The sequence below is a fragment of the Arthrobacter sp. DualSoilB13 genome (assembly GCF_055389195.1).
Genome location: NZ_AP035865.1, coordinates 783,576 through 802,009 on the forward strand (window position 1 = coordinate 783,576; position 18,434 = coordinate 802,009).

Sequence of the window (18,434 nt, forward strand, 5' to 3'; positions counted from 1 at the left end):
CAACGTCTCAAAATGTGGACGGTTCGACGCTTTGTTACTTGCGTGTTGCCATTGTTACGTTGCACACTTCCAATGTGAACAAGAACTCAACAGCACCTGCAGCCGCAGCAACCTGGCCCAGCGAACCCGCTGGCCATGATGACCGCTGTTGTCGAATGCAAGCCTAACTTTCCACCCCAAGAAGTTTCAGGCATTCGCCCCCTAGCCCAGCGTTGGGCGCCCCTCCCCAAACTCATTGCGGGGACAATCAGCATTCGAAGCCGCGATGACGGCTATTCACTTTTGAGGTAAGCACTCCATGTCAGTTGCATCTGGATACGTCCACATCTCCGTCCGTAACGCCAACAAGGCAGCGTCAAACGCAGGGCTTCGCCCCGGCTTCGGCAGCCGCCCCGGCTACTCTCCGGCTCCCCAGGGCGCCGGGCAGCAGGCCCCCGGCTATGTGCCCCAGGGCTACAACCCCAACTCCTACGGCCAGTTGCGCGCAGTCCCCACGGCAGAGCCGGCACCCATGACTGCACCCACTCCTGTGATTGCCCAGTCGGACAAACTCCGCCCCGTCGCCAACGACAACGTGGCCCGCGGATTTGTCCTGTACATGGGAATTGACGAAGAAACTGCTGCCGCTGCAGGAACATCCATCGCCAAGCTCGCCCAGGAAATCCGGGCCTACGCCCAGTCCCTCGTGACCGGCGCGGAAAGCTATGCCGCCGTCGCAGTGGCCCCCGCCGGGGCACCCGGGTCAGCCCTCGACGTCGTGCGTTCCACGTTCGGTGACCCCACTGTTGCCGCACGCCAGCGCACCGAAGCTGCCCGTCCGGCGCCGCAGCAGGAATCCCGTCCGTCCGGCGTGCTGATTGACCTCGCCCGCCGCGAAGTGCACCTGGATGGCGAATCGCTGAACCTGACGTTCAAGGAATTCGAACTCCTCAACTACCTCGTCGAAAACGGCACCCGCACCGTGGGCCGCGACGAACTGCTTGAGGGACTATGGCGCAACGCCGAAGAGGTACCCAACGAGCGCACCATCGACGTCCACATCCGGCGTCTCCGCTCCAAGCTCGGCCGCCTCGCCAACACGGTCCGCACGGTCCGCGGCCAGGGCTACCGTTTCTACGAGCACCCCGAAGTTATTGTCTGGGCCGCTCCGGAATACTCGATCTAAGCACCACGCAGCCCGGGAGAGTACTGGCCTCGGCGGGCGCCGGCGCTGCGTGCGGTCCTGACCCTCATTGATCTGCCAACAGCCCTTGGGCAACCACATCAGGTTGACCAAGGGCTGTTCTTTTCCCAAAGAAGGTCAGGAAGCCACGGGGGCCTGCGGCGGATAGGGTTGGGTTATGAGTGACCATCACATTAAGCGCCTGGTGATCATGCGGCATGCCAAGGCTGATTGGCCTACCGGCGTGCCTGATCATGAGCGCCCCTTGGAGGAGCGCGGGCACCGGGAGGCTCCGCTGGCCGGCAAATGGTTGCTCCAGCAGGGCGTGGTGCCTGACTTCATTCTCTGCTCGTCAGCATTAAGAACCCGCCAGACCTGCACCTGGGTGTGCGACGAACTGGGCGACAAAGCACCGACGCCCAAACTTGAGGACGGCCTGTACTCCGCCTCGGCCAACCGCATGTTGACGGTCATCAACCACGTCCCGGACACTGTGACCACACTGATGGTGATCTCGCATATGCCTGGAGTCCAGGATCTGGCTATGCACTTGGCGTCGCGCGACTCTGACCACGACGCCTATATGGATGCCGCCACCAGGTACCCAACCAGTGCGTTGACGGTGATGGAAACGGAAAAATCGTGGGCTGAGCTGGACGGGCAGGACGCCCGGCTCACGCACTTCGCGGTTCCCCGCAAGTAGGTCCTGCGAAATAGCCGCTACGCCTTCGCCGTGCCCACTGTGCGGCCGTGATCGCTCCTGGTCACCCCTGTGGCAGGGGAAGTCCGCCCGCCACCTCGCGAAGCATTCGCACCGCGGTTCGGATGTTGGGGCTGGCGGTCATCGTCTTCCGGTACACCACGCCCACGGACCGTTGCTGCACTGGGTTGATCACCGGGATGGCAACCACGCCGGCGGGAAGCGGTGGCCTGCCGAGCCTCGGAACGAGTGCCACGGCCACGCCTTGTTCCACCATGGCGATGTGGGTGGAGAAATCGGGATCGTAAACGCGGATATCGGGGACCTTGCCCAGCCCGGCAAAGATCTGCAGCAATGCTTCGTTGCAGATGGCTCCTGCCGGGGTGCTGATCCAGGTTTCGTTGAGTAGGTCTTCACGCTCGACGGCGGCACTTCCGGAAAGTGGGTGGGTGCTGTTGACGAGGACATCGGCTTGGTCGATGCAGAGGTCCTCAAGCACCAGGTTCTCCGGGATCACCAAGGGCACCGAGTTCCAGTTATGGACAACCGCGAGTTCCGCTTCGCCTGATGCCACTCTTTGTACAGCCTCGCGGGGATCCTCGGCCAGCACGGTGATGTCCAACGCGGAGTGGGCGGTGGCCATGCGCCCCAGCATCGGTCCCACCAGGCCTCGGCAGGCTGTGGAAAACGCAACGAGCCTCAGGAGGCCTGAAGGTTTCGCGGGATCGGCCAGCAGTGTCGCCTGGAGTTCTTCGAGCTCGCCCATGATCCGCCTGCCATAGCCCGCCAAAGCCAGGCCGCGTTCCGTGAGAAGCACCCCGCGGCCATTGCGTTCCAGCGCGGTGACGCCGGTCTGCTTCTCAAGTTTCTTGATTTGCTGCGAAATGGCTGAAGGGCTGAAACCCATGACGTCCGACGCCGCCACAACTGAGCCGTGCTGTTCCACGGCCACCAAGGCCCTCAGGGAGGAAATGTCGATCATGAAGCAAATCTACGCTGTTCCATGTTGAATTCAACGCTGGTGCTTCAACCAAAAGAAGGCCAGAGTGTACGTGTGAACCTTCGCCACTCCGCCCTTGCCGTCGTAGTCGCTGTCCTGTGGGGCATCAACTTCGTCGCGATAGACCTCGGCCTGCACACCAACGGCAGGGAAGTCCCGCCGCTGCTCTTCGTCGCCATGCGCTTCCTGCTGGTGGTCTTTCCCTTCATCCTGTTCATCCGCAAACCGGACGTGGGCTGGAAGGCGATTGTCGGCGTCGGGCTCTTCATGAGTGCCGGCCAATTCGGCCTCCTGTACTTGGGCATGGCCTTGGGGATGCCCGCAGGTTTGGCGTCCTTGGTACTTCAGGCGCAGGTTCTGTTCACCATTTTGCTGGCGGCGAGGTTCCTCGGTGAGAAGCCGAGCCGCCGCCAATTGGCGGGCGTGGCTCTGGGCATCGCAGGCTTGGCAGTAGTGGCGGTGGGGCGCAGCGCCGTGGCGCCGGTGCTTCCGCTCATGATTGTCCTGGCCGCGGCGTTGTCCTGGGCGGTCGGCAACGTGGTGGCCCGGCATTCCAAAGCCGCCTCCGGGTTGGGCCTGGTGGTGTGGTCCGGTGCCGTGGTGCCGGTCCCGTTGGCTGGTTTGTCGCTGCTGGTGGACGGACCGGGCATCGTGTGGGCCACTCTCACCGACCTGCAGCCCGCTACCATCCTGAGTGCCATCTATACGGCCGTGTTCGCGTCCCTGATTGGCTACGGCATCTGGAACCGGCTGTTGTCGCTGTACCCGAGTTCCGACGTCGTGCCTTTCACGCTGTTGGTCCCTGTGGTGGGGATGACGGCCGCGTGGCTTGTTTTGAACGAGATTCCCACACTGACCGAGATCCTCGGCGGGCTGATCCTCCTTCTGGGAGTTGCCACCGCCGTCCTGGGTACCGGACGCAAAATCCGCCCGGAAACTCCCGTTGTGAGGCCCGCTCTGCGCCTATAGATCCCGCGTAAGCGTGCAGAGCGGGCCCCGCAACGCACGTTCGGAGGTGCGTTAGCGCTTCGGGGCCGGCTTGCGCTGGGCAGAAGCGCTCGACGTCGGCCGCTTGGCTGACGTTGTTGGCGTACGCGGTGCGGGGCGCTTGACTGCAGGAGCCTTGGTTGCAGTGGGTGGCCTTGGGGACGAACCAGCCGGACGTCTGACAGGTGCGGCCGGACGGGAAGCTGGTTTGCGGGGCGCCGGGGTTCGCTTCACCGGCGTCGGGGGCCGTTTGTGAGGCGCCGCAGCCCGCGAACCAAACGACGGCACCACTGCTCCGAGGAACAGCACCGCCAGCGTTCCGATGCCGGCTGCCACGGCCAAGTAGAAATAGATGTCCGAGTCCTGGGTGCTGGCCGGGATGGCCGGGCCGCCCAGTGCACCACTGCCGGCTGGAGCACCGCCGGCTTGAGCACCGCCGGCGGGAGCACTGCCCAGCGCAGCGGCGTCCTGGCTAAATGCGATGCCCCACATCCGCAAGAACGCAATGCTGCACCCGATGAACAAGCTGGTGCCCACTGCGCCGAGCAGGATCACCAGATAGCGTCGGCGGTTGAACACTTGGATCAGGGACGCCAGGTAGCAGATCAGCACGGAGCCCAGGAACAGGTACAACACCAGTTCCTCCAGCACTACTGCGGCCAGCACTAACAGCCCGAGCGAGACGAACGCGGACACCACCGCAAGCTTCCCGCTGTTCCCCATGTGACGCATGAGGTTAATCATCGCCGACCAAGTGGCCACGCCACGCCGCTTCAGATTCCAATTGCGTACCGTTGCGAGGCCTCCTCTGCAGGGTTCGCGCGGGTTTAGGCCTGCAGAGCGGGCCTCACAACGCCAGGAGAGGCAGCGTTACTTGATGACGTACCCGTGCATGATGGTCATCACGGCCGCAACGCTTTGCTCGCGGGTGCGTTCCGGGTTGTACGTCTGCCGGTCCAGGCCCACCACGAAGATGGCACCGAAGATCGCCGCCTCCAAAGAACCCCGTGCAATCGATTCGTCCACCTTGTAGCCCGCCGCAACGCTCTCCACAGCCGAGCCAATCACGGCCAGAAGTTCAGCCCGGAGCTCGGCAAACACGGCACTCCACTCCCCGGGAGTGCGCCAGTTTTCGCTGACCCACAGCCGGGCGAAGGAGGGGTAGTCGTCCATGAACTCCATGGCCTGCCCCACCATGTTGGTCATGGACTCCAGGGGGTCGTTGCTGTTGCCCCGAACGTCCTGCAGCCGGACCAGCATGATGTCCACACCGTGCCGCAGCAACTGTGCGATCAGATCGGATTTGCTGCCAAAGTTGTAATAGACCGTTCCCTTGGACACCCCCGCAGCGGCCGCGATCTCATCCACGGTGACCCCCGCAGCGCCGCGCTCGCCGATCAGCTCCATGGAGGCCTCGAACAGGCGCTGCTTGGTGGCGTTGGTGCGGCCGGGACGTAGTTTTTTCCCGGCAGGGCCTGGTTCGCCTCCCTGGGAATCGGCGGCGGAAGGGACCGGCTCGGTGGTGCTCATACTGCAATCTCCGGCTTCAGCGTCTTGAGGGTCCACATCTTGTGCTTGCGGACGGCGAGCGTTGACAGTGCCGCTCCCAGCAAAGTGTATCCAAGCAGACCCAGTACGGTGGGCCAGATCATGCTGAGCTCACCACCGTAGATCAGGTGTCGCATGCCGGTGACCACGTATCCCATGGGCAGGACCTCATGCACAACATGGAGCGGCATGGGGGTGGTCTGCCACGGGAACGTTCCGCCCGAGGAAACGAGCTGCAGCACCAACAGGATTAGAACCACGAACTTTCCGGGAGTTCCCATGAGCGCCACGATGCCCTGAATGATCGCGCTGAACGCCATTACGGCCGCCAGCATGAACAGCCACATTCCGAGGGGATGCGCGGGGTTGAGGCCCAGGCCGAGGTCAACCACCAGGGTGAGGATGGTGGCTTGCAGCACCGAGACGACGAAGAACGGCAGCCAGCCTCCGACGGCGATTTTCCAGGCGGGGGCGTTCGAGGCCAAGGCCCGTTGGGTGATGGGCCGCATGGCCTGGACCAGCATGAACACGCCGATCCAGAGGGCCAGGGTCAGGAAGAAGGGTGCCAGCCCGGCGCCATAGGATCCGGCCTTGGCCTGGGACACGTTGTCCACGGCCACCGGGTCCGCGATCACCTTGGACACACTGTTCTTTTGCTCATCGTTGGGGTTGGGGATGTCTCCTGCGCCCTTCGCAAGCTCGGTGGCCAGGGTATGTGACCCATCGGATGCGGTCACTGCGCCGCTGGCGAGCTGGCCTGCACCGTCGTCCAGTTGGTGGGCACCGTCGTCGAGCTTGGCAGCGCCGTCCAAGGCGGTCTGCTGCCCGGCGGCCAACGTTGATGCGCCCGCGTTCAGCTGCCCGGCTCCGTCTGCGGCCTTCGAGATCGCGTCGGTCAGCGCTGGTGTGGCGGCGGCGAGCTTGGCTGCGCCTGCGCTCACAGCGGCTGAACCGTCGGAGAGCTGCTGGATTTTGGCAGCGTCACCGGAAATCTTTGCTTTTGCATCGGTGACGGGGCCCGACGCTGCTGCGGAGTCAAAGTCGGCCAACACCTTGTCGGCCTGCTCCTGCGTCAGCACACCGGCCGCCACCAGCCGCGCGTTCGATTCCACCACGCGGGTGCGGAGGCCCTGGTCTGCCGCTTCAAGCTGCCCGACGACGTCCTGGACTTTCGCGTTCAGCTCGGCGTTTCCGGCGGCTACTTGGGCGGCGCCATCAGCGAGTTTCTGCGAATCAGCTGGAAGGGTAGCGGTCTTGTTCCTGAGCTCCGTGAGGCCGGAACTGAGCTGGCCGGCACCGGTGTTCAGCTGCACGGCTCCATCGCGCAACTGGGTCTGCCCGGCCACGAGTTGGTCCGCGCCGGTAACCAGCTGGGTGGTGCCGGTGTGCAGTGTCGCGGCGCCGTCACTGAGTTTGCCAACGCCCGTGGCCAGCTCCGTGGCGCCGTCGGCGGCCTTCACGATGGACGCATGGATGGTGCCGAAGCCCGTGAGGAGCTGATTGGCGGTTTCCTCGCCCACTTCCTTGGCCACCGTTGAATGCACTGCCGTGGTGAGCTTGTCCACGATGGTGCTCAGCAAGTAGTTGTTGGCATCGTTGGTGGTCACGTGCAGCATGGCCTGGTTGGCGGCGTCGAAACTCCCGGGGGAGACCAAGTTGGAGGAGAAATCCTTGGGGATGCGCAGGGCGAAGGCGTACTCACCCGTGCGAACGCCAGCATCTGCATCCTCAGCGCTGGACACCTGCTTCCAGTTGAAAACGTGGCCCTCAATCAGGCTGTCTGCCACCTTTTTGCCGGCCTGGAGTTCCGTGCCGTCTTTTGAGGTGGCACCCGTGTCTTCAACCACCAAGGCGGCGTCGATCTGGTTCAGGTTGCCGTACGGATCCCAATTCGCGTAAAGGTACACGGCACCGTACAGCAACGGGACCATGGTCAGGGCGAGGATGGTCAGCTTGGGCAGGAGCCCGCCGGTCATGCGCTTGAGTTCGGAGCGGGCCAGCCGCAGAACAGTCACTTTGCAGTCCTTTGAAGGTTTTCGGATTCAGTGTGGGCAGCGGGTTTGAGGGCTGCGGATGTTTCGGGTGCCGGTTCGGCCGCGTGCTTGGCCTTGGGTTCGTCCGCTGTTTGGGGTTCGACGGCGGTTGCCGGCTCGGGCCGGGTGGCCTGCGGTGCGGCGGGCGTGGGTTCCGCCTCCGGTTCAGGGGGATGCGTCACTGAGTTTCCGATCACCGCCGCGGCTCCGGTCCAGGTCTCCGGGAGGGCACCCACGACGGCGACGACGGCAAGCGGCCGCCCGGCGTCGGACGCCAATGCCTGAAGCCGGGGCAACCAAGCCGCGGGATCGGCACTGTGGCGGTCAGGGGAGTCCACTACCAGGAGGTCCGTGGCTGGATCAGCCAAGGCCAGTGCAGTGAGGAGTTCCAGCCGGCGGCCGGCGGGAATTTGTTCTATCCAGAGTCCGGCGATGTCCTCGAAGCTGTTGACCTTCAGCCACGGTTTACTCAGCAGTGCGCCGCGGTATCGCCGGGGGATCAGGGAGAGGTCCTCGGTGACGAGGTCGCGGACGCTGAGGTGTTGCTCGGGTTCGTTGACGCCGGGGGAGTCCACCAAAGCGCTGGCGAGGCGGATCTTCTTGGTCTTGGTGGTGGTGTCCCAGCTGAGGGCGCCGTTGCTTGGCTTCATGCGGCCGCTCAAAGCCAACGCCAAAGCTGTCCGCTGGTCCTGGCCCTCTCCGGCCACGAGCAGGAGTTCGCCGCGGCGGACGTGAAGTGACGTTGCCGGGAGGAGATCGTCCCGGCGGCCGTTGATCTGAAGTTGCTGTACGGACAGCACAATGAAGCCTTTCGCAGAAATGGTATCTGCTGAAAGTCTAACTAAACTGACTGGTCAGTTCAAATAGAGATTTAGAGCCCGTACTTTTCCAGGAGCCGCAGCCAAACCTCGCTGATGGTGGGGTAGGAAGGAACGGCATGCCACAGCCGGTCCAACGGCACCTCGCCCACGATTGCAATGGTTGCGGAATGAAGGAGTTCCGCAACGCCAGGACCCACGAAAGTAGCTCCCAGGATGACCTTCCTGTCCTCATCAACCACTATCTGGGCCCAGCCTTTGTAGTCGGGGGAGTGCAACTGCGAGCCGGAAACGTTGATGGGGAGTTCCACGCCCGTGACATTCTTGCCCTGCAGCAGGGCCTGCTCCAGGCTCGGGCCAACCGAGGCAACCTCAGGATCTGTAAACACCACGCTCGGAACTGCGTGGTCGTTTGCCGTGTGGGCCCACGGGCTCCACGGTTTGGGTGTCCCGACGAGTTTGCCGTTAGCCCTTGCGACGATTGCGTCACCGGTTGCACGCGCCTCATATTTGCCCTGATGGGTCAGGAGCACCTTGCCGGCCGCGTCCCCGGCGGCGTAAAGCCACAGTCCGCTGGTGCCATCGCTGGCAGGGCCTTCCACCAAGCCGCTGGCATCCGTTGTGAGTCGAAGGGGTTTGCTGTCCTGTGCTTCAACGCCAACATTTTCCAGGCCCAGATTGGCCAGGGCGGGGTGCCTCCCGGAGGCAACCAGGACTTTATCGGCCGTGAGTGATTTGCCGTCGAACGCGACTGTCACGGAGCCGTCGTCGTTCTCCTCTGTTTTCTCCACGTCGGTGTGGACATGAACAGCCACCCCGTCGGCGCGAAGCCCGGCCAGCACCAGGTTGGCGGCTTCCTCCGGATAGCTGCTCAGTAGTCGACCGCGGGCGATGAGGGTGACGTCCGAGCCGAGGCGCGCGAACGCCTGCGCCATCTCCACCCCTGCCACACCACCACCCAGGACCACAAAGCGCTTTGGGGCTTCCTTGGCCGCCGTGGCGCCGCGGGTAGTCCAGAAAGGTACGTCGCTCAGGCCGTCAATGTCCGGGATGGTGGGAGTTGACCCCGTTGCAACCACCACGGCATGGTGGGCTTTGAGCGCGTAACTGTTGCCATCGAGTCCATCCACCTGGACCTCGCGGGGACCAGTAATTCGGCCCCTGCCACGGATCAACTCGATCCCGGCGCTGTCCAGCCATTCAACCTGGCTGCCGTCCTGCCAATTATTGGTGAACCAGTCCCTGTGCCTAAGGGCAGCCCCGGCATCCACGGTTCCAGTGATCGCCTCTTTGGCTCCGGGCACCACTTGGGCGGCGTGGAGCACGTTACCCGGACGGAGGAGCGCCTTGGAAGGGATGCAAGCCCAGTAGGAACACTCTCCGCCCACTAGCTCGCTCTCGATGATCACCGCCGTCAGCCCGCCACGGACCACACGGTCCGCCACGTTTTCTCCAACGGCGCCCGCGCCGATCACGATTACATCGAATTCCCGGGAGCTCTCGGCAGTCATGGGGAAAGCCTACAACCGCTCCCCGCGCGTTGTGAGGCCCGTTCTGCAGGGTTTGCGTGGGGTTTAGGGTGCAGAGCAGGCCTCGCAACGTAGGGCTCCTTGGTTGTGAGGCCCGCTTTGCAGGGTTTGCGTGGGGTTTAGGGTGCAGAGCAGGCCTCGCAACGTAGGGCTCCTTGGTTGTGAGGCCCGCTTTGCAGGGCTTGTGTGGGGTTTGCAGGGCTACGCGTGCATCGCGCCCTTGAACCAGCCCGTAATCGACGCCGGGTGGGTGATCGCGGTACCAACAACCACGGCAAAGGCACCCGCGTCGAGGGCTTGGCGGGCGTGGGCCGGGGTATGAATGCGGCCCTCCGCGATGAGTGGCTTGCCCAGGTCCGCAGACGCGATCTGCTCCAGAAGCTCCAAGTCCGGACCGTCAGTCTTAGCGCGCTCGCCGGTGTAGCCGGACAACGTGGTGCCAATGAGGTCCGCACCCGCTTCGACCGCCGCCACTGCGTCATCGAACGAACCACAATCGGCCATCACCAGGGCATGGGATTCTGCATGGATACCGGCAACAGTGGCGGAAAAGGACAAGCCGTCCGGACGTTCACGCCGCGTTCCATCGATCGCCACCAAATGAGCCCCCGCATTGGCAACGGCCAAGGCATGGCGAAGGGTGGGGGTGATGAAAACGCCGTCATGGCCGTCTTTCCAAAGACCAATAACAGGGACCTCGACGGCGGCACGAGCGAACTGCACGTCGGCCAAACCTTGGACGCGGATCGCCGCAGCGCCACCGATGACGGCGGAGGCCGCTACTTGTCCCGTGGTCCGGGGATCGCGCATGGGCTCGCCGGGGTAGGCCTGGCAGGAGACGATCAACTGAGAGCGGAGAGCTTCGAGGCTTTCGGGGGTGAGAATCATGGTGTCTGCCTTTACTTACGGACTACTTAAGAACGAGTTTCGCGGCGCCAACAATGGCAGCGGTGTTGCCGAGGCGTGCCCGAACAACGGGCACAGAAACCAGTGGTGTCAGCAGTTCTCTGCGTAGCGCCGTCTCCATGGGCTTCCACCAGAGTTCGCCGGCGTCGGCCAACCCACCGGAGATCACCACGGTTTCAGGGTCAAGGATGTTGATGAGCCCGCCCACGGCCTGGCCAGCGGCGGAAGCGCCGACGTCAATGGCGCGCAAGGCGGCGGTGCGGTCACCAGCGGTGGCAGCGCCAGCACCGCCGTCGTGAGCTGAAGCGGCCAGAGCGAACACGCCACGAGTGTCCAAAACCTCACTGGAAGAACCGCCAAACCGCAGGAAGGCCTCATACATCGCGGGGCCTGAAGCTATGGCCTCGACGTGCCCGGCCGAACCGCAAACACAAGGCAACGGAAGACCATCGGAAACCGCCAAAGGCGAGGCGAAATGCCCCACGTGCCCGCCAACAAAACGGTGCCCCAGAACAGGCGAACCATCCAGCACGAAGCTCCCGCCCACGCCGGTCCCGAACGCCACCATGAGCGAACTTGAGGATCCGGCAGCCGCGCCGAGCCAGGCTTCACCGAGGGCATGGGCGTGAACGTCATTGACGGCCCGCACGGAGGTGGCTGGAAGCGAAAGACGGGATGAAAGCCCCGAAACAAGCGAAGTCCCTGCCCAGCCTTGAATCGCGTCGGTCGCAGACACCACGGTCCCAGCAACAGCGTCAATGACCCCAGCGGAGCCGACGCCGACGCCGGAGACTGACATTCCGGCGTCGGCAGCGCGCTCCACCAAACCCGTGATCAGCGCAGCGGTGGCATCGAGGATCGCTTCGCCACCGGCCCGGTTCAACGTCGGAATGGTGTCCGACATCAACACCTCGCCAGAAGAGGAGACAACCCCGGCGGCGGTTTTGGTGCCGCCGAGGTCAACGCCGATCACGTGGGTCATGGAAGCCGTCATGGAAGCTTAGACCAGCCCGTTCCGCTCCAGAATTTCGCGGATCGCGGCAGTCTCGGAATCGTTCAAGGACAGCATCGGCGAGCTCATGGTGTTGGACTCGATCACGCCCATCACCTGCAGCGCGGTCTTGAACGCACCCAGACCAGCGGCTCCGCCGGACACGCGTCCGTTGGGGGCGTAGACGATCTCGAAGACGTCGGCCAGACGGTCCTGTTCACGGGCCGCCGCAGCCCAGTCGCCAGCCTGTGCGGCGTCGAACAGGCGGCGGTAGCCGGCCGGATCAACGTTGCCGAGGCCCGGAACAACGCCCTGCGCGCCGCCCAGGAGAGCGCCGTCCACCACAACTTCGTGACCGGTGAAGATGTCGAAGTTGGGGATGTCCTTGGCTGCGAGGAGCAGCTGGCGGAAGGAAACGTCGTCGCCGGAGGAGTCCTTGACGCCGGCAATGACACCGTCGCGGCCGAGGCCGACCAGAAGGTCGGTAGGCAGTTTGAAGTGCGTGCGGACCGGAACGTCGTAGGCGAAGATGGGCTTCTCGATGGCGGCGTGGATGCTGCGGAAGTGCGTTTCGGTCTCCGCGGCGTTGCCGATGGCGTAGTACATGGACGTGACCACGATCGCGTCAGCGCCGAGGTCAACCACCTTGCGGGCTTCCTCGATCACGCGGTGGGTGGTCTGCTCGTTGGCGCCCACGATCAGCGGGACTGCTCCGGCGTTGGCGTCGGCGATGGTGGAGACCACCAGCTCACGCTCATCGTTGGTGAGGTAGGGGACTTCGCCGGAGGAGCCCAGGACGAAGAGGCCGGACACACCGCCGTCGATCAGGTGCTTGGTGACGTTTTTCAGCGACGCGGTGTCGATGCTGCCGTTGGCGTGGCGGGGGGTGATGACCGGGGGGATGACGCCCTGGAACTGAGTGGACACAGAATTCTCCGTTGTTTGTAGCTTGTGAGGGGAAAAACTAGATGTGAAGCAGGCTGGGCGCTGCGCCCAGCAGCTTCGTGGTGTAGTCGTTGCTCGGGTTGTCGAAGACCTGCGCGGCTGAGCCTTGTTCGACGATCTTGCCGAAGTACATGACGCAGATACGGTCCGAGACATAGCGGACGGTCTGGATGTCGTGCGAGATGAACACCATGCCCAGGTTCAGTTGGGTCTTCAGATCAGACAGCAGGTTCAGGACCTGCGCACGGACGGAGACGTCCAGCGCCGACGTCGGCTCGTCCGCCACGATGATGTCCGGGTCCAAAGCCAACGCGCGGGCGATCGCCACGCGCTGGCGCTGACCGCCGGAAACCTGCGACGGCGTCACTTCGGCTGCCGATTGCGGCAAGCCAACCAGGGCCAAGAGTTCCTTGACCTTGGCGGCGCGGGAAGCAGCGTTGCCGATCCCATGAATCTGAAGGGGATCAGTGAGGATGTCCTGGATGGTCATGCGGGGGTTCAGTGCCGTCGCCGGGTCCTGGAAGACCACGGAGACGGAGCGGCCAAACTGCTTGCGCATGGCCGCGTTCCGCTTGATGGCCGGCTTTCCGTGGAACAAAACCTTGCCCGACGTCGGCGGCTGGAGTCCTACGAGCACTGAAGCGAGCGTGGACTTGCCGCAGCCGGACTCACCGACGATGCCTACGGTTTCGCCGCGGCTGATGGTGAAGTCCACGCCGTCAACAGCTTTGACGATGTTTGGACGGAACAGGCCACCGGTCCGTGCGTGGTGGTAGACCTTGACGTCCTTGAGCTCGATGACCGGTTTGCCGGTTGATTCACTCATTTCGCGTCCTCCTTCAAATGGCTCGCCCAGTAGTGGTCGGCATCGCCGCCGTTGCCGGAGCCAACGGAAGAAACAGCGGTGAGGACCAATTTCTGGTGGGGATCGGCGTCGGGTCGCAGTGAGCGGGCCGCGAAGCGGTCGCCCGTGGCGAAGTCCCGCGGGGACGGAACAGTACCGGGGATCTGGTGGAGGCGAACAGCGTCGGCCTCGATGGACAGCACCGCACCGAGGAGGCCACGGGTGTACTCGTGCTTGGGATTCTGAAGAAGCTCGGAAGCCTGTGCGGATTCCACCACCTGGCCGGCGTACATCACCGTGATGCGGTGTGCCAGCGAGGCCACGAGGGCGAGGTCGTGGCTGACGAAAACCATGGCGAAGCCGAGTTGTTCACGCAGTTCGTTGAGAAGGTCCACAACCTGCTTCTGGACAGTGACGTCCAGGGCGGTGGTGGGCTCATCGGCAACAACGATCTTGGGCGAACGGGACAGCGCCATGGCGATCAGCACGCGTTGGCGCTGGCCGCCGGAGAGCTCATGCGGGTAGCTGGCGAGGGTCCGGACGGGATCCAGTTTCACCATTTCCAAGAGCTCGGCAGGAGTTTTGCGCCCACCGCGTTTGGTGAGTTGTTCCAACTGGTCCTTGATCTTCATGGACGGATTCAGGGAGCTCAGGGCGTCCTGGTACACCATGGCGATCTGCTCGCCGCGGAGGCCCTCGTAGGCTTTGGGATTGCTGTGTTGGGTCTTGGCGTCCAGGAGTTCCTTGCCGTCGAACATGATGGAGCCGGTGACCTGGGCGGTCTTGGGCAGCAGTCCCATCACGGCCAGGGAGGTGATGGACTTGCCACAGCCGGACTCGCCTACCAGGCCCATGGTCTCGCCCTCGCGGACCGTGAAGGAGACGTTGTCCACGATCGCGATGTCGCCGAAGCGGCCCGGGAAGCGGATGGACAGGTTCTTCACTTCCAGCACGTTGCGCGCTTCCGGGGATACCTGGGGAAGACGGTCCGTGCGCTTGGCTTCAATGGCTGCCAGGAGTTCCAGTTCGCGATCCAGCAGGAGGTGCGGGTTGGCGGCGGCCAGCTTCACGTCGGTGAGGACGGCTGAGGAGCTGGCCCCGGAAGTGACGCCGTCAGCGGAAGCCGCACGGACGCCGTCGAGCTCGTGTTCCTCAACCACGGAGGGCTGGGCAACGGAGGTGGCAACCTCGGCATCTACAGCAACGGCTGCGGAGGATCCGTCGTCGTCCTTTACTACCGGTGCGCGGCGGAGCTTCGGATTGACCATGGCGTCGGTGAGGCCCTCGGCCAGGATGTTCAGTGACAGCACGGTCAAGAGGATGGTGAGGCCGGCGAAGGTAGTGGCCCACCAGCCGCCGGACAGGACCAGGTTGCGGCCGTAGGAGATCACGTTGCCCCAGGAAGGAGCGGGGTCCTGCACGCCGGCGCCCAGGAAGGACAACGAGGCTTCGAGGATGATGGCGTCGGCCACCATGACAGTGGCGAACACCAGCACGGGGGCGGCGGTGTTGCGGACGATGTGCTTGACCAGGATGTAGAAGCGGCCGGCTCCGATCACGCGCTCGGCACGGACGTAGTCTTCGCCGTACTGTGCCAGCACGTTGGCACGGACCACGCGGGCCAGCTGGGGGGTGTAAATGATGGCGATCGCGATGATGATGGTGGGCACCGAGTTACCGAACGCTGCCAACAGCACGGCTGCGAGGGCGATGCCGGGGAATGCCATGAGGATGTCCATGAGCCGCATGATGATCTCGTTCACGGACTTGCTGGAGGTGGCCGCGAACGAACCGAGGAGCGCTCCGGCCAAGATGGCCAGGGCAACAGCGCCCAGACCGATCATCAGCGACGACTGTGCGCCAAACAGGAGTCGGGAGAAGATGTCACGGCCCAGGCGGTCGGTGCCAAAGAAGTGTTCGGCGCCGGGCGGCGTGGCCGGGATGAAGGTCTCCAGAGGATCGTGCGGAGCGATGACCGGCGCGAAGATCGCTGCCAGGACAATCACCATGAGGAAGACCAGGGCGATACGGGAGCCCCAGGGCAGGGCCTTGAAACGAATGCCCGGGGCACTTAGCCGTTCTGCGAGCTTGCTGCGCATGAGCTATACCGTCCTGATTCGGGGGTTGATGAGCAGGTAAAGGAGGTCCACCACAATGTTCACCAGAACAAAGGTGACCGAGATGGTGAGCACCACGCCCTGGACAAGGTTGACGTCCAGGTTGGTGATGCCGTTGAGGATCAGTTGGCCCATGCCGGGCAGGGCGAAAATCATTTCAATCACGACGGCGCCACCCAGCAAGTAGCCCACGCGAAGTCCCAGCACGGTCACCGGCGTGACGAGCGCGTTGCGGAGGACGTTCTTGGAGACCACCTCGCGGTAGGGGACACCGTTGCCGATGGCGGTGCGGACGTAGTCGCGGTCCAGCTCTTCAACCATCGAGGTGCGGACCACGCGGATCAGGGACGCTGAGACCGGGATGCCGAGGGCGAGTGCCGGGAGGGCCATCGAGTTGAGCCAACCGCCAAAGCCGGATTCCGGCGTCGCAATTCCGCCTGAGGGGAACATCGGGTTCTCGCCCAGAGCGAACCACTGGATGAGCAGGATGCCGAGCCAGAATGACGGCGTAGCAATCGCGGCGATGGAGAAGACGCGGACCAGCTGGTCCTGCCATTTGTCGCGGTACAGGGCGCCCATGATGCCGAAGGCCAGGGAGAGCACGATCGCAATGAGGACGCCAAGGAAGGTGAGTTGAAGGGTCAGAGGGAACGCCGAGGCGATCATGGACGCCACCGACTTGGCCGGTGGTGTGGTGACCCCGAGGTCGAACTGCAGGAGCTTGCCGAGGAATCGGAAGTACTGCAGGACCAGGGGGTCGTTCAGGCCATTGTCCTGGCGGTACTGCTGCTTGGCTTCTTCGCTGGCGCCATCGCCGAGGGCGGAGCTTGCCTGATCGCCGGGAGCGGCCTGCAGGACGAGGAAGACGAGCAACGTAATGCCCAGGATCATCAATGGCAATGCTGCAAGTCTGCGGCCTAGCAAACGCAATATGGTGACCAATGTACTCTCCGGTTGATCTGGTTGGGAGGCCCGCTCTGCAGGGTTTTTGGGGGTTAAACCCTGCAGAGCGGGCCTCACAACGCGAAGGGTTGCTTAGGCTGTGCGTCCGACGTCAACGAAGGACAAGCCGGTGGTGGGCAGGGGCTGGAAGCCGTTGAGCTTCTTTTCATCCCATGCGCTGGGCAATTGGCGGTGGAAGACCGGGTACAGGGGAACTTCGTCCGAAACCATGTCCACGATTTCACTCACGATCTTCTTGGCTTCCTCACCTGAAGCCTGCGAGCCCTTGTTCATGAGCTCCTGCAGCTTGGTACGCTCCGGCGTGGTCCAGAAGGCGCGCTTGTCCATCCATGTTGCACCCGAGTAGAACCAGCTCAAGAGGAGGTCCGCGTCGTTACCGAAAACGGAGGGATCGCCGGGGGCTGCGACCACGGAGAAATCACCCTTGCCCACGCGGTCGCTGTACAAAGCGCCGGACTGGAGGCTCTTGACGGTGACCTTGACTCCAGGGATCTTGTTCCAGGATTCGAGGATCAGCGGCGCAACATCCTTGACCCAGGCGGTGTCCGTGGTGAGGAGTTCGAACTCGAGGGTGGTGACGCCTGCTTGCTTCAGCAGTTCCTCGGCCTTGGAAGTATCGAAGCCGTAGACGTTCTTGGCCTTGACGTAATCCGGGTGGCCTTCCTGGAAGTAGGACGTGGCAGCCTTGGCGTTGCCGAACAGGGCCTTCTTAATGATGGCTTCCTTGTCCATGCCGTAGTGCAGGGCCTGACGGACCAGCTTGTTGTCGAACGGTGCCTTGGCGCAGTTGAACATGAGGAACAGCAGGCCGAAGGACTGGACGGACTCCACCTTGACCTTGGATTTCAGCCCGTCAACATCCAGGTAGGGCACGTCTTCGATCGCCTGGACGCGTCCGGACTGCACAGCGGTGACACGGGCGGCGGCATCGGAGAGCAACAACCAGTTCATCCCCTTGGCCAATGCCGGCTTGGGGCCGTTGTAATCAGCGAATGCTTCGAACACGATCTTGTCGTCCTTGACCGCCGAAACGAGCTTGTAGGGGCCGGAGCCCACTGGCTTGGCATCGAAGGCTTTCAGGTCGGTGGCCAGCGCCTTGGGCACAATCTTGACTACCGAGATGCGGGGCCCGAAGCCGGGGAAGGCGTACTTCAGGGTGAACTCAACCGTCTTCTCGTCCATCGGCTTGACGTCCTGGATGAAGGGAATGAACTGCGAGAACAGGGACTTGTTGGCCGGATCCATCACGCGGGTGAAGGAGAAAGCGACGTCCTCGGTGGTGACCGGGGATCCATCGTGGAACTTGGCACCCTCGCGAATGGTCACCTGGTAGGTGGTGTCGTTGACCTTCTTGGGGTCTGCGGCAGCCAAAGCGTTGTACGGCTGACGCGTGGCGGGGTGCAGTTCGATGAGGCCTTCGAAGATGTGCAGGTTGGCGGCCATAGGGGTGGCGCCGGAGGAGCTCAGCGGGTCAAAACCCGTGGAGAGTGCGTAGGAGATGCCTGCCTCGATAATGAGGTCCTTGTTGACCGCAGCCGTGTTGGTGGTGGTGCCCGTGGTGGTGCTGGCAGCGCCGCCGCACGCAGAAAGGGTTGCCGTGAAGGCGGCTGCTGCACCAACTGCGCCGCTTAGCTTCAGGAAGTTCCGGCGGCTGGCGTCATTGACCAGCGGCAGGCTGTGGATCGTCTTGCTCATAGGGTGCCTCACCATTCGCGTTTCGTGGGTTATCGGATGTAGGACGTCCGATGCTCGTATGGAAACTGTAAGGGCGGTCACAACGGAACGTCAAGTGGGGGATTTCCGGCTGCGGCCGGTGCGGAAGGGAATTCTCAGGGAGGAATTCGGTAGCACAGCTATCGGGGAGGTGGGACATCCGATATTGTATGCTGCG

16 protein-coding genes are annotated in these 18,434 nt (G+C 63.4%); 3 read left to right on the top strand and 13 right to left on the bottom strand.

Features of this window, described 5'->3' with window-relative positions; genetic code table 11:
- Positions 1-298 precede the first annotated feature (298 nt).
- Both ACZ5J0_RS03810 and ACZ5J0_RS03815 read left to right on the top strand, forming a co-directional pair.
- Positions 299-1,165: a winged helix-turn-helix domain-containing protein gene (locus tag ACZ5J0_RS03810; protein ID WP_142936617.1), complete on the top strand. Its 867-nt coding sequence runs from the start codon at positions 299-301 to the stop codon at positions 1,163-1,165.
- Between the two features lie 175 nt (positions 1,166-1,340).
- Entirely contained in the window at positions 1,341-1,865 is a 525-nt protein-coding gene (locus ACZ5J0_RS03815) for a SixA phosphatase family protein (RefSeq protein WP_142936616.1), read from the top strand.
- A 61-nt stretch (positions 1,866-1,926) separates the two neighbouring features.
- Here the strand turns inward: ACZ5J0_RS03815 and ACZ5J0_RS03820 are convergent, their stop codons facing one another.
- The gene (locus tag ACZ5J0_RS03820) at positions 1,927-2,844 is read right to left on the bottom strand and encodes a LysR family transcriptional regulator (protein WP_464094214.1); all 918 of its coding nucleotides are present in this window, start codon (positions 2,842-2,844) and stop codon (positions 1,927-1,929) included.
- A 72-nt stretch (positions 2,845-2,916) separates the two neighbouring features.
- Between ACZ5J0_RS03820 and ACZ5J0_RS03825 the strand changes: the two genes are divergently transcribed.
- Positions 2,917-3,831, top strand: coding sequence for an EamA family transporter (locus tag ACZ5J0_RS03825; RefSeq protein WP_464094215.1), 915 nt, complete (start codon positions 2,917-2,919; stop codon positions 3,829-3,831).
- A gap of 51 nt (positions 3,832-3,882) precedes the next feature.
- On the opposite strand, the gene ACZ5J0_RS03830 is transcribed toward ACZ5J0_RS03825, so the two are convergent.
- The 12 genes from ACZ5J0_RS03830 to ACZ5J0_RS03885 all read right to left on the bottom strand — a co-directional run bounded on the left by ACZ5J0_RS03830 (position 3,883) and on the right by ACZ5J0_RS03885 (position 18,253).
- The gene (locus ACZ5J0_RS03830; RefSeq protein ID WP_464094216.1) at positions 3,883-4,572 is read right to left on the bottom strand and encodes a hypothetical protein; all 690 of its coding nucleotides are present in this window, start codon (positions 4,570-4,572) and stop codon (positions 3,883-3,885) included.
- A 147-nt stretch (positions 4,573-4,719) separates the two neighbouring features.
- On the bottom strand, positions 4,720-5,379 hold the full coding sequence (locus ACZ5J0_RS03835) for a TetR/AcrR family transcriptional regulator (RefSeq protein ID WP_142936612.1): 660 nt from the start codon (positions 5,377-5,379) through the stop codon (positions 4,720-4,722).
- A complete protein-coding gene (locus tag ACZ5J0_RS03840) occupies positions 5,376-7,412 on the bottom strand; it encodes a YhgE/Pip family protein (protein ID WP_464094217.1) in 2,037 nt (678 codons plus the stop codon). Before ACZ5J0_RS03840 ends, ACZ5J0_RS03835 begins: the two co-directional genes overlap by 4 nt.
- The gene (locus ACZ5J0_RS03845) at positions 7,409-8,230 is read right to left on the bottom strand and encodes a P-loop NTPase family protein (RefSeq protein WP_464094218.1); all 822 of its coding nucleotides are present in this window, start codon (positions 8,228-8,230) and stop codon (positions 7,409-7,411) included. The genes ACZ5J0_RS03840 and ACZ5J0_RS03845 overlap by 4 nt, the downstream gene beginning before the upstream one ends.
- A gap of 71 nt (positions 8,231-8,301) precedes the next feature.
- Entirely contained in the window at positions 8,302-9,759 is a 1,458-nt protein-coding gene (locus tag ACZ5J0_RS03850; protein ID WP_464094219.1) for a dihydrolipoyl dehydrogenase family protein, read from the bottom strand.
- Positions 9,760-9,978: 219 nt separating this feature from the next.
- Positions 9,979-10,665 (bottom strand): N-acetylmannosamine-6-phosphate 2-epimerase, encoded by a 687-nt coding sequence (locus tag ACZ5J0_RS03855; RefSeq protein WP_464094220.1) that lies wholly within the window; start codon positions 10,663-10,665, stop codon positions 9,979-9,981.
- Between the two features lie 22 nt (positions 10,666-10,687).
- On the bottom strand, positions 10,688-11,665 hold the full coding sequence (locus tag ACZ5J0_RS03860) for an ROK family protein (protein ID WP_223942592.1): 978 nt from the start codon (positions 11,663-11,665) through the stop codon (positions 10,688-10,690).
- Positions 11,666-11,683: 18 nt separating this feature from the next.
- Positions 11,684-12,601, bottom strand: coding sequence for a dihydrodipicolinate synthase family protein (locus tag ACZ5J0_RS03865; RefSeq protein ID WP_464094221.1), 918 nt, complete (start codon positions 12,599-12,601; stop codon positions 11,684-11,686).
- Between the two features lie 37 nt (positions 12,602-12,638).
- Complete coding sequence (locus ACZ5J0_RS03870) at positions 12,639-13,445, bottom strand: ATP-binding cassette domain-containing protein (RefSeq protein WP_464094222.1); 807 nt, start codon at positions 13,443-13,445, stop codon at positions 12,639-12,641.
- Complete coding sequence (locus tag ACZ5J0_RS03875) at positions 13,442-15,562, bottom strand: dipeptide/oligopeptide/nickel ABC transporter permease/ATP-binding protein (RefSeq protein WP_464094223.1); 2,121 nt, start codon at positions 15,560-15,562, stop codon at positions 13,442-13,444. Before ACZ5J0_RS03875 ends, ACZ5J0_RS03870 begins: the two co-directional genes overlap by 4 nt.
- Before the next feature lie 3 nt (positions 15,563-15,565).
- Positions 15,566-16,471: an ABC transporter permease gene (locus ACZ5J0_RS03880; protein WP_142936656.1), complete on the bottom strand. Its 906-nt coding sequence runs from the start codon at positions 16,469-16,471 to the stop codon at positions 15,566-15,568.
- Positions 16,472-16,615: 144 nt separating this feature from the next.
- Positions 16,616-18,253 (bottom strand): ABC transporter substrate-binding protein, encoded by a 1,638-nt coding sequence (locus ACZ5J0_RS03885; protein WP_464094224.1) that lies wholly within the window; start codon positions 18,251-18,253, stop codon positions 16,616-16,618.
- Between the last annotated feature and the right edge of the window lie 181 nt (positions 18,254-18,434).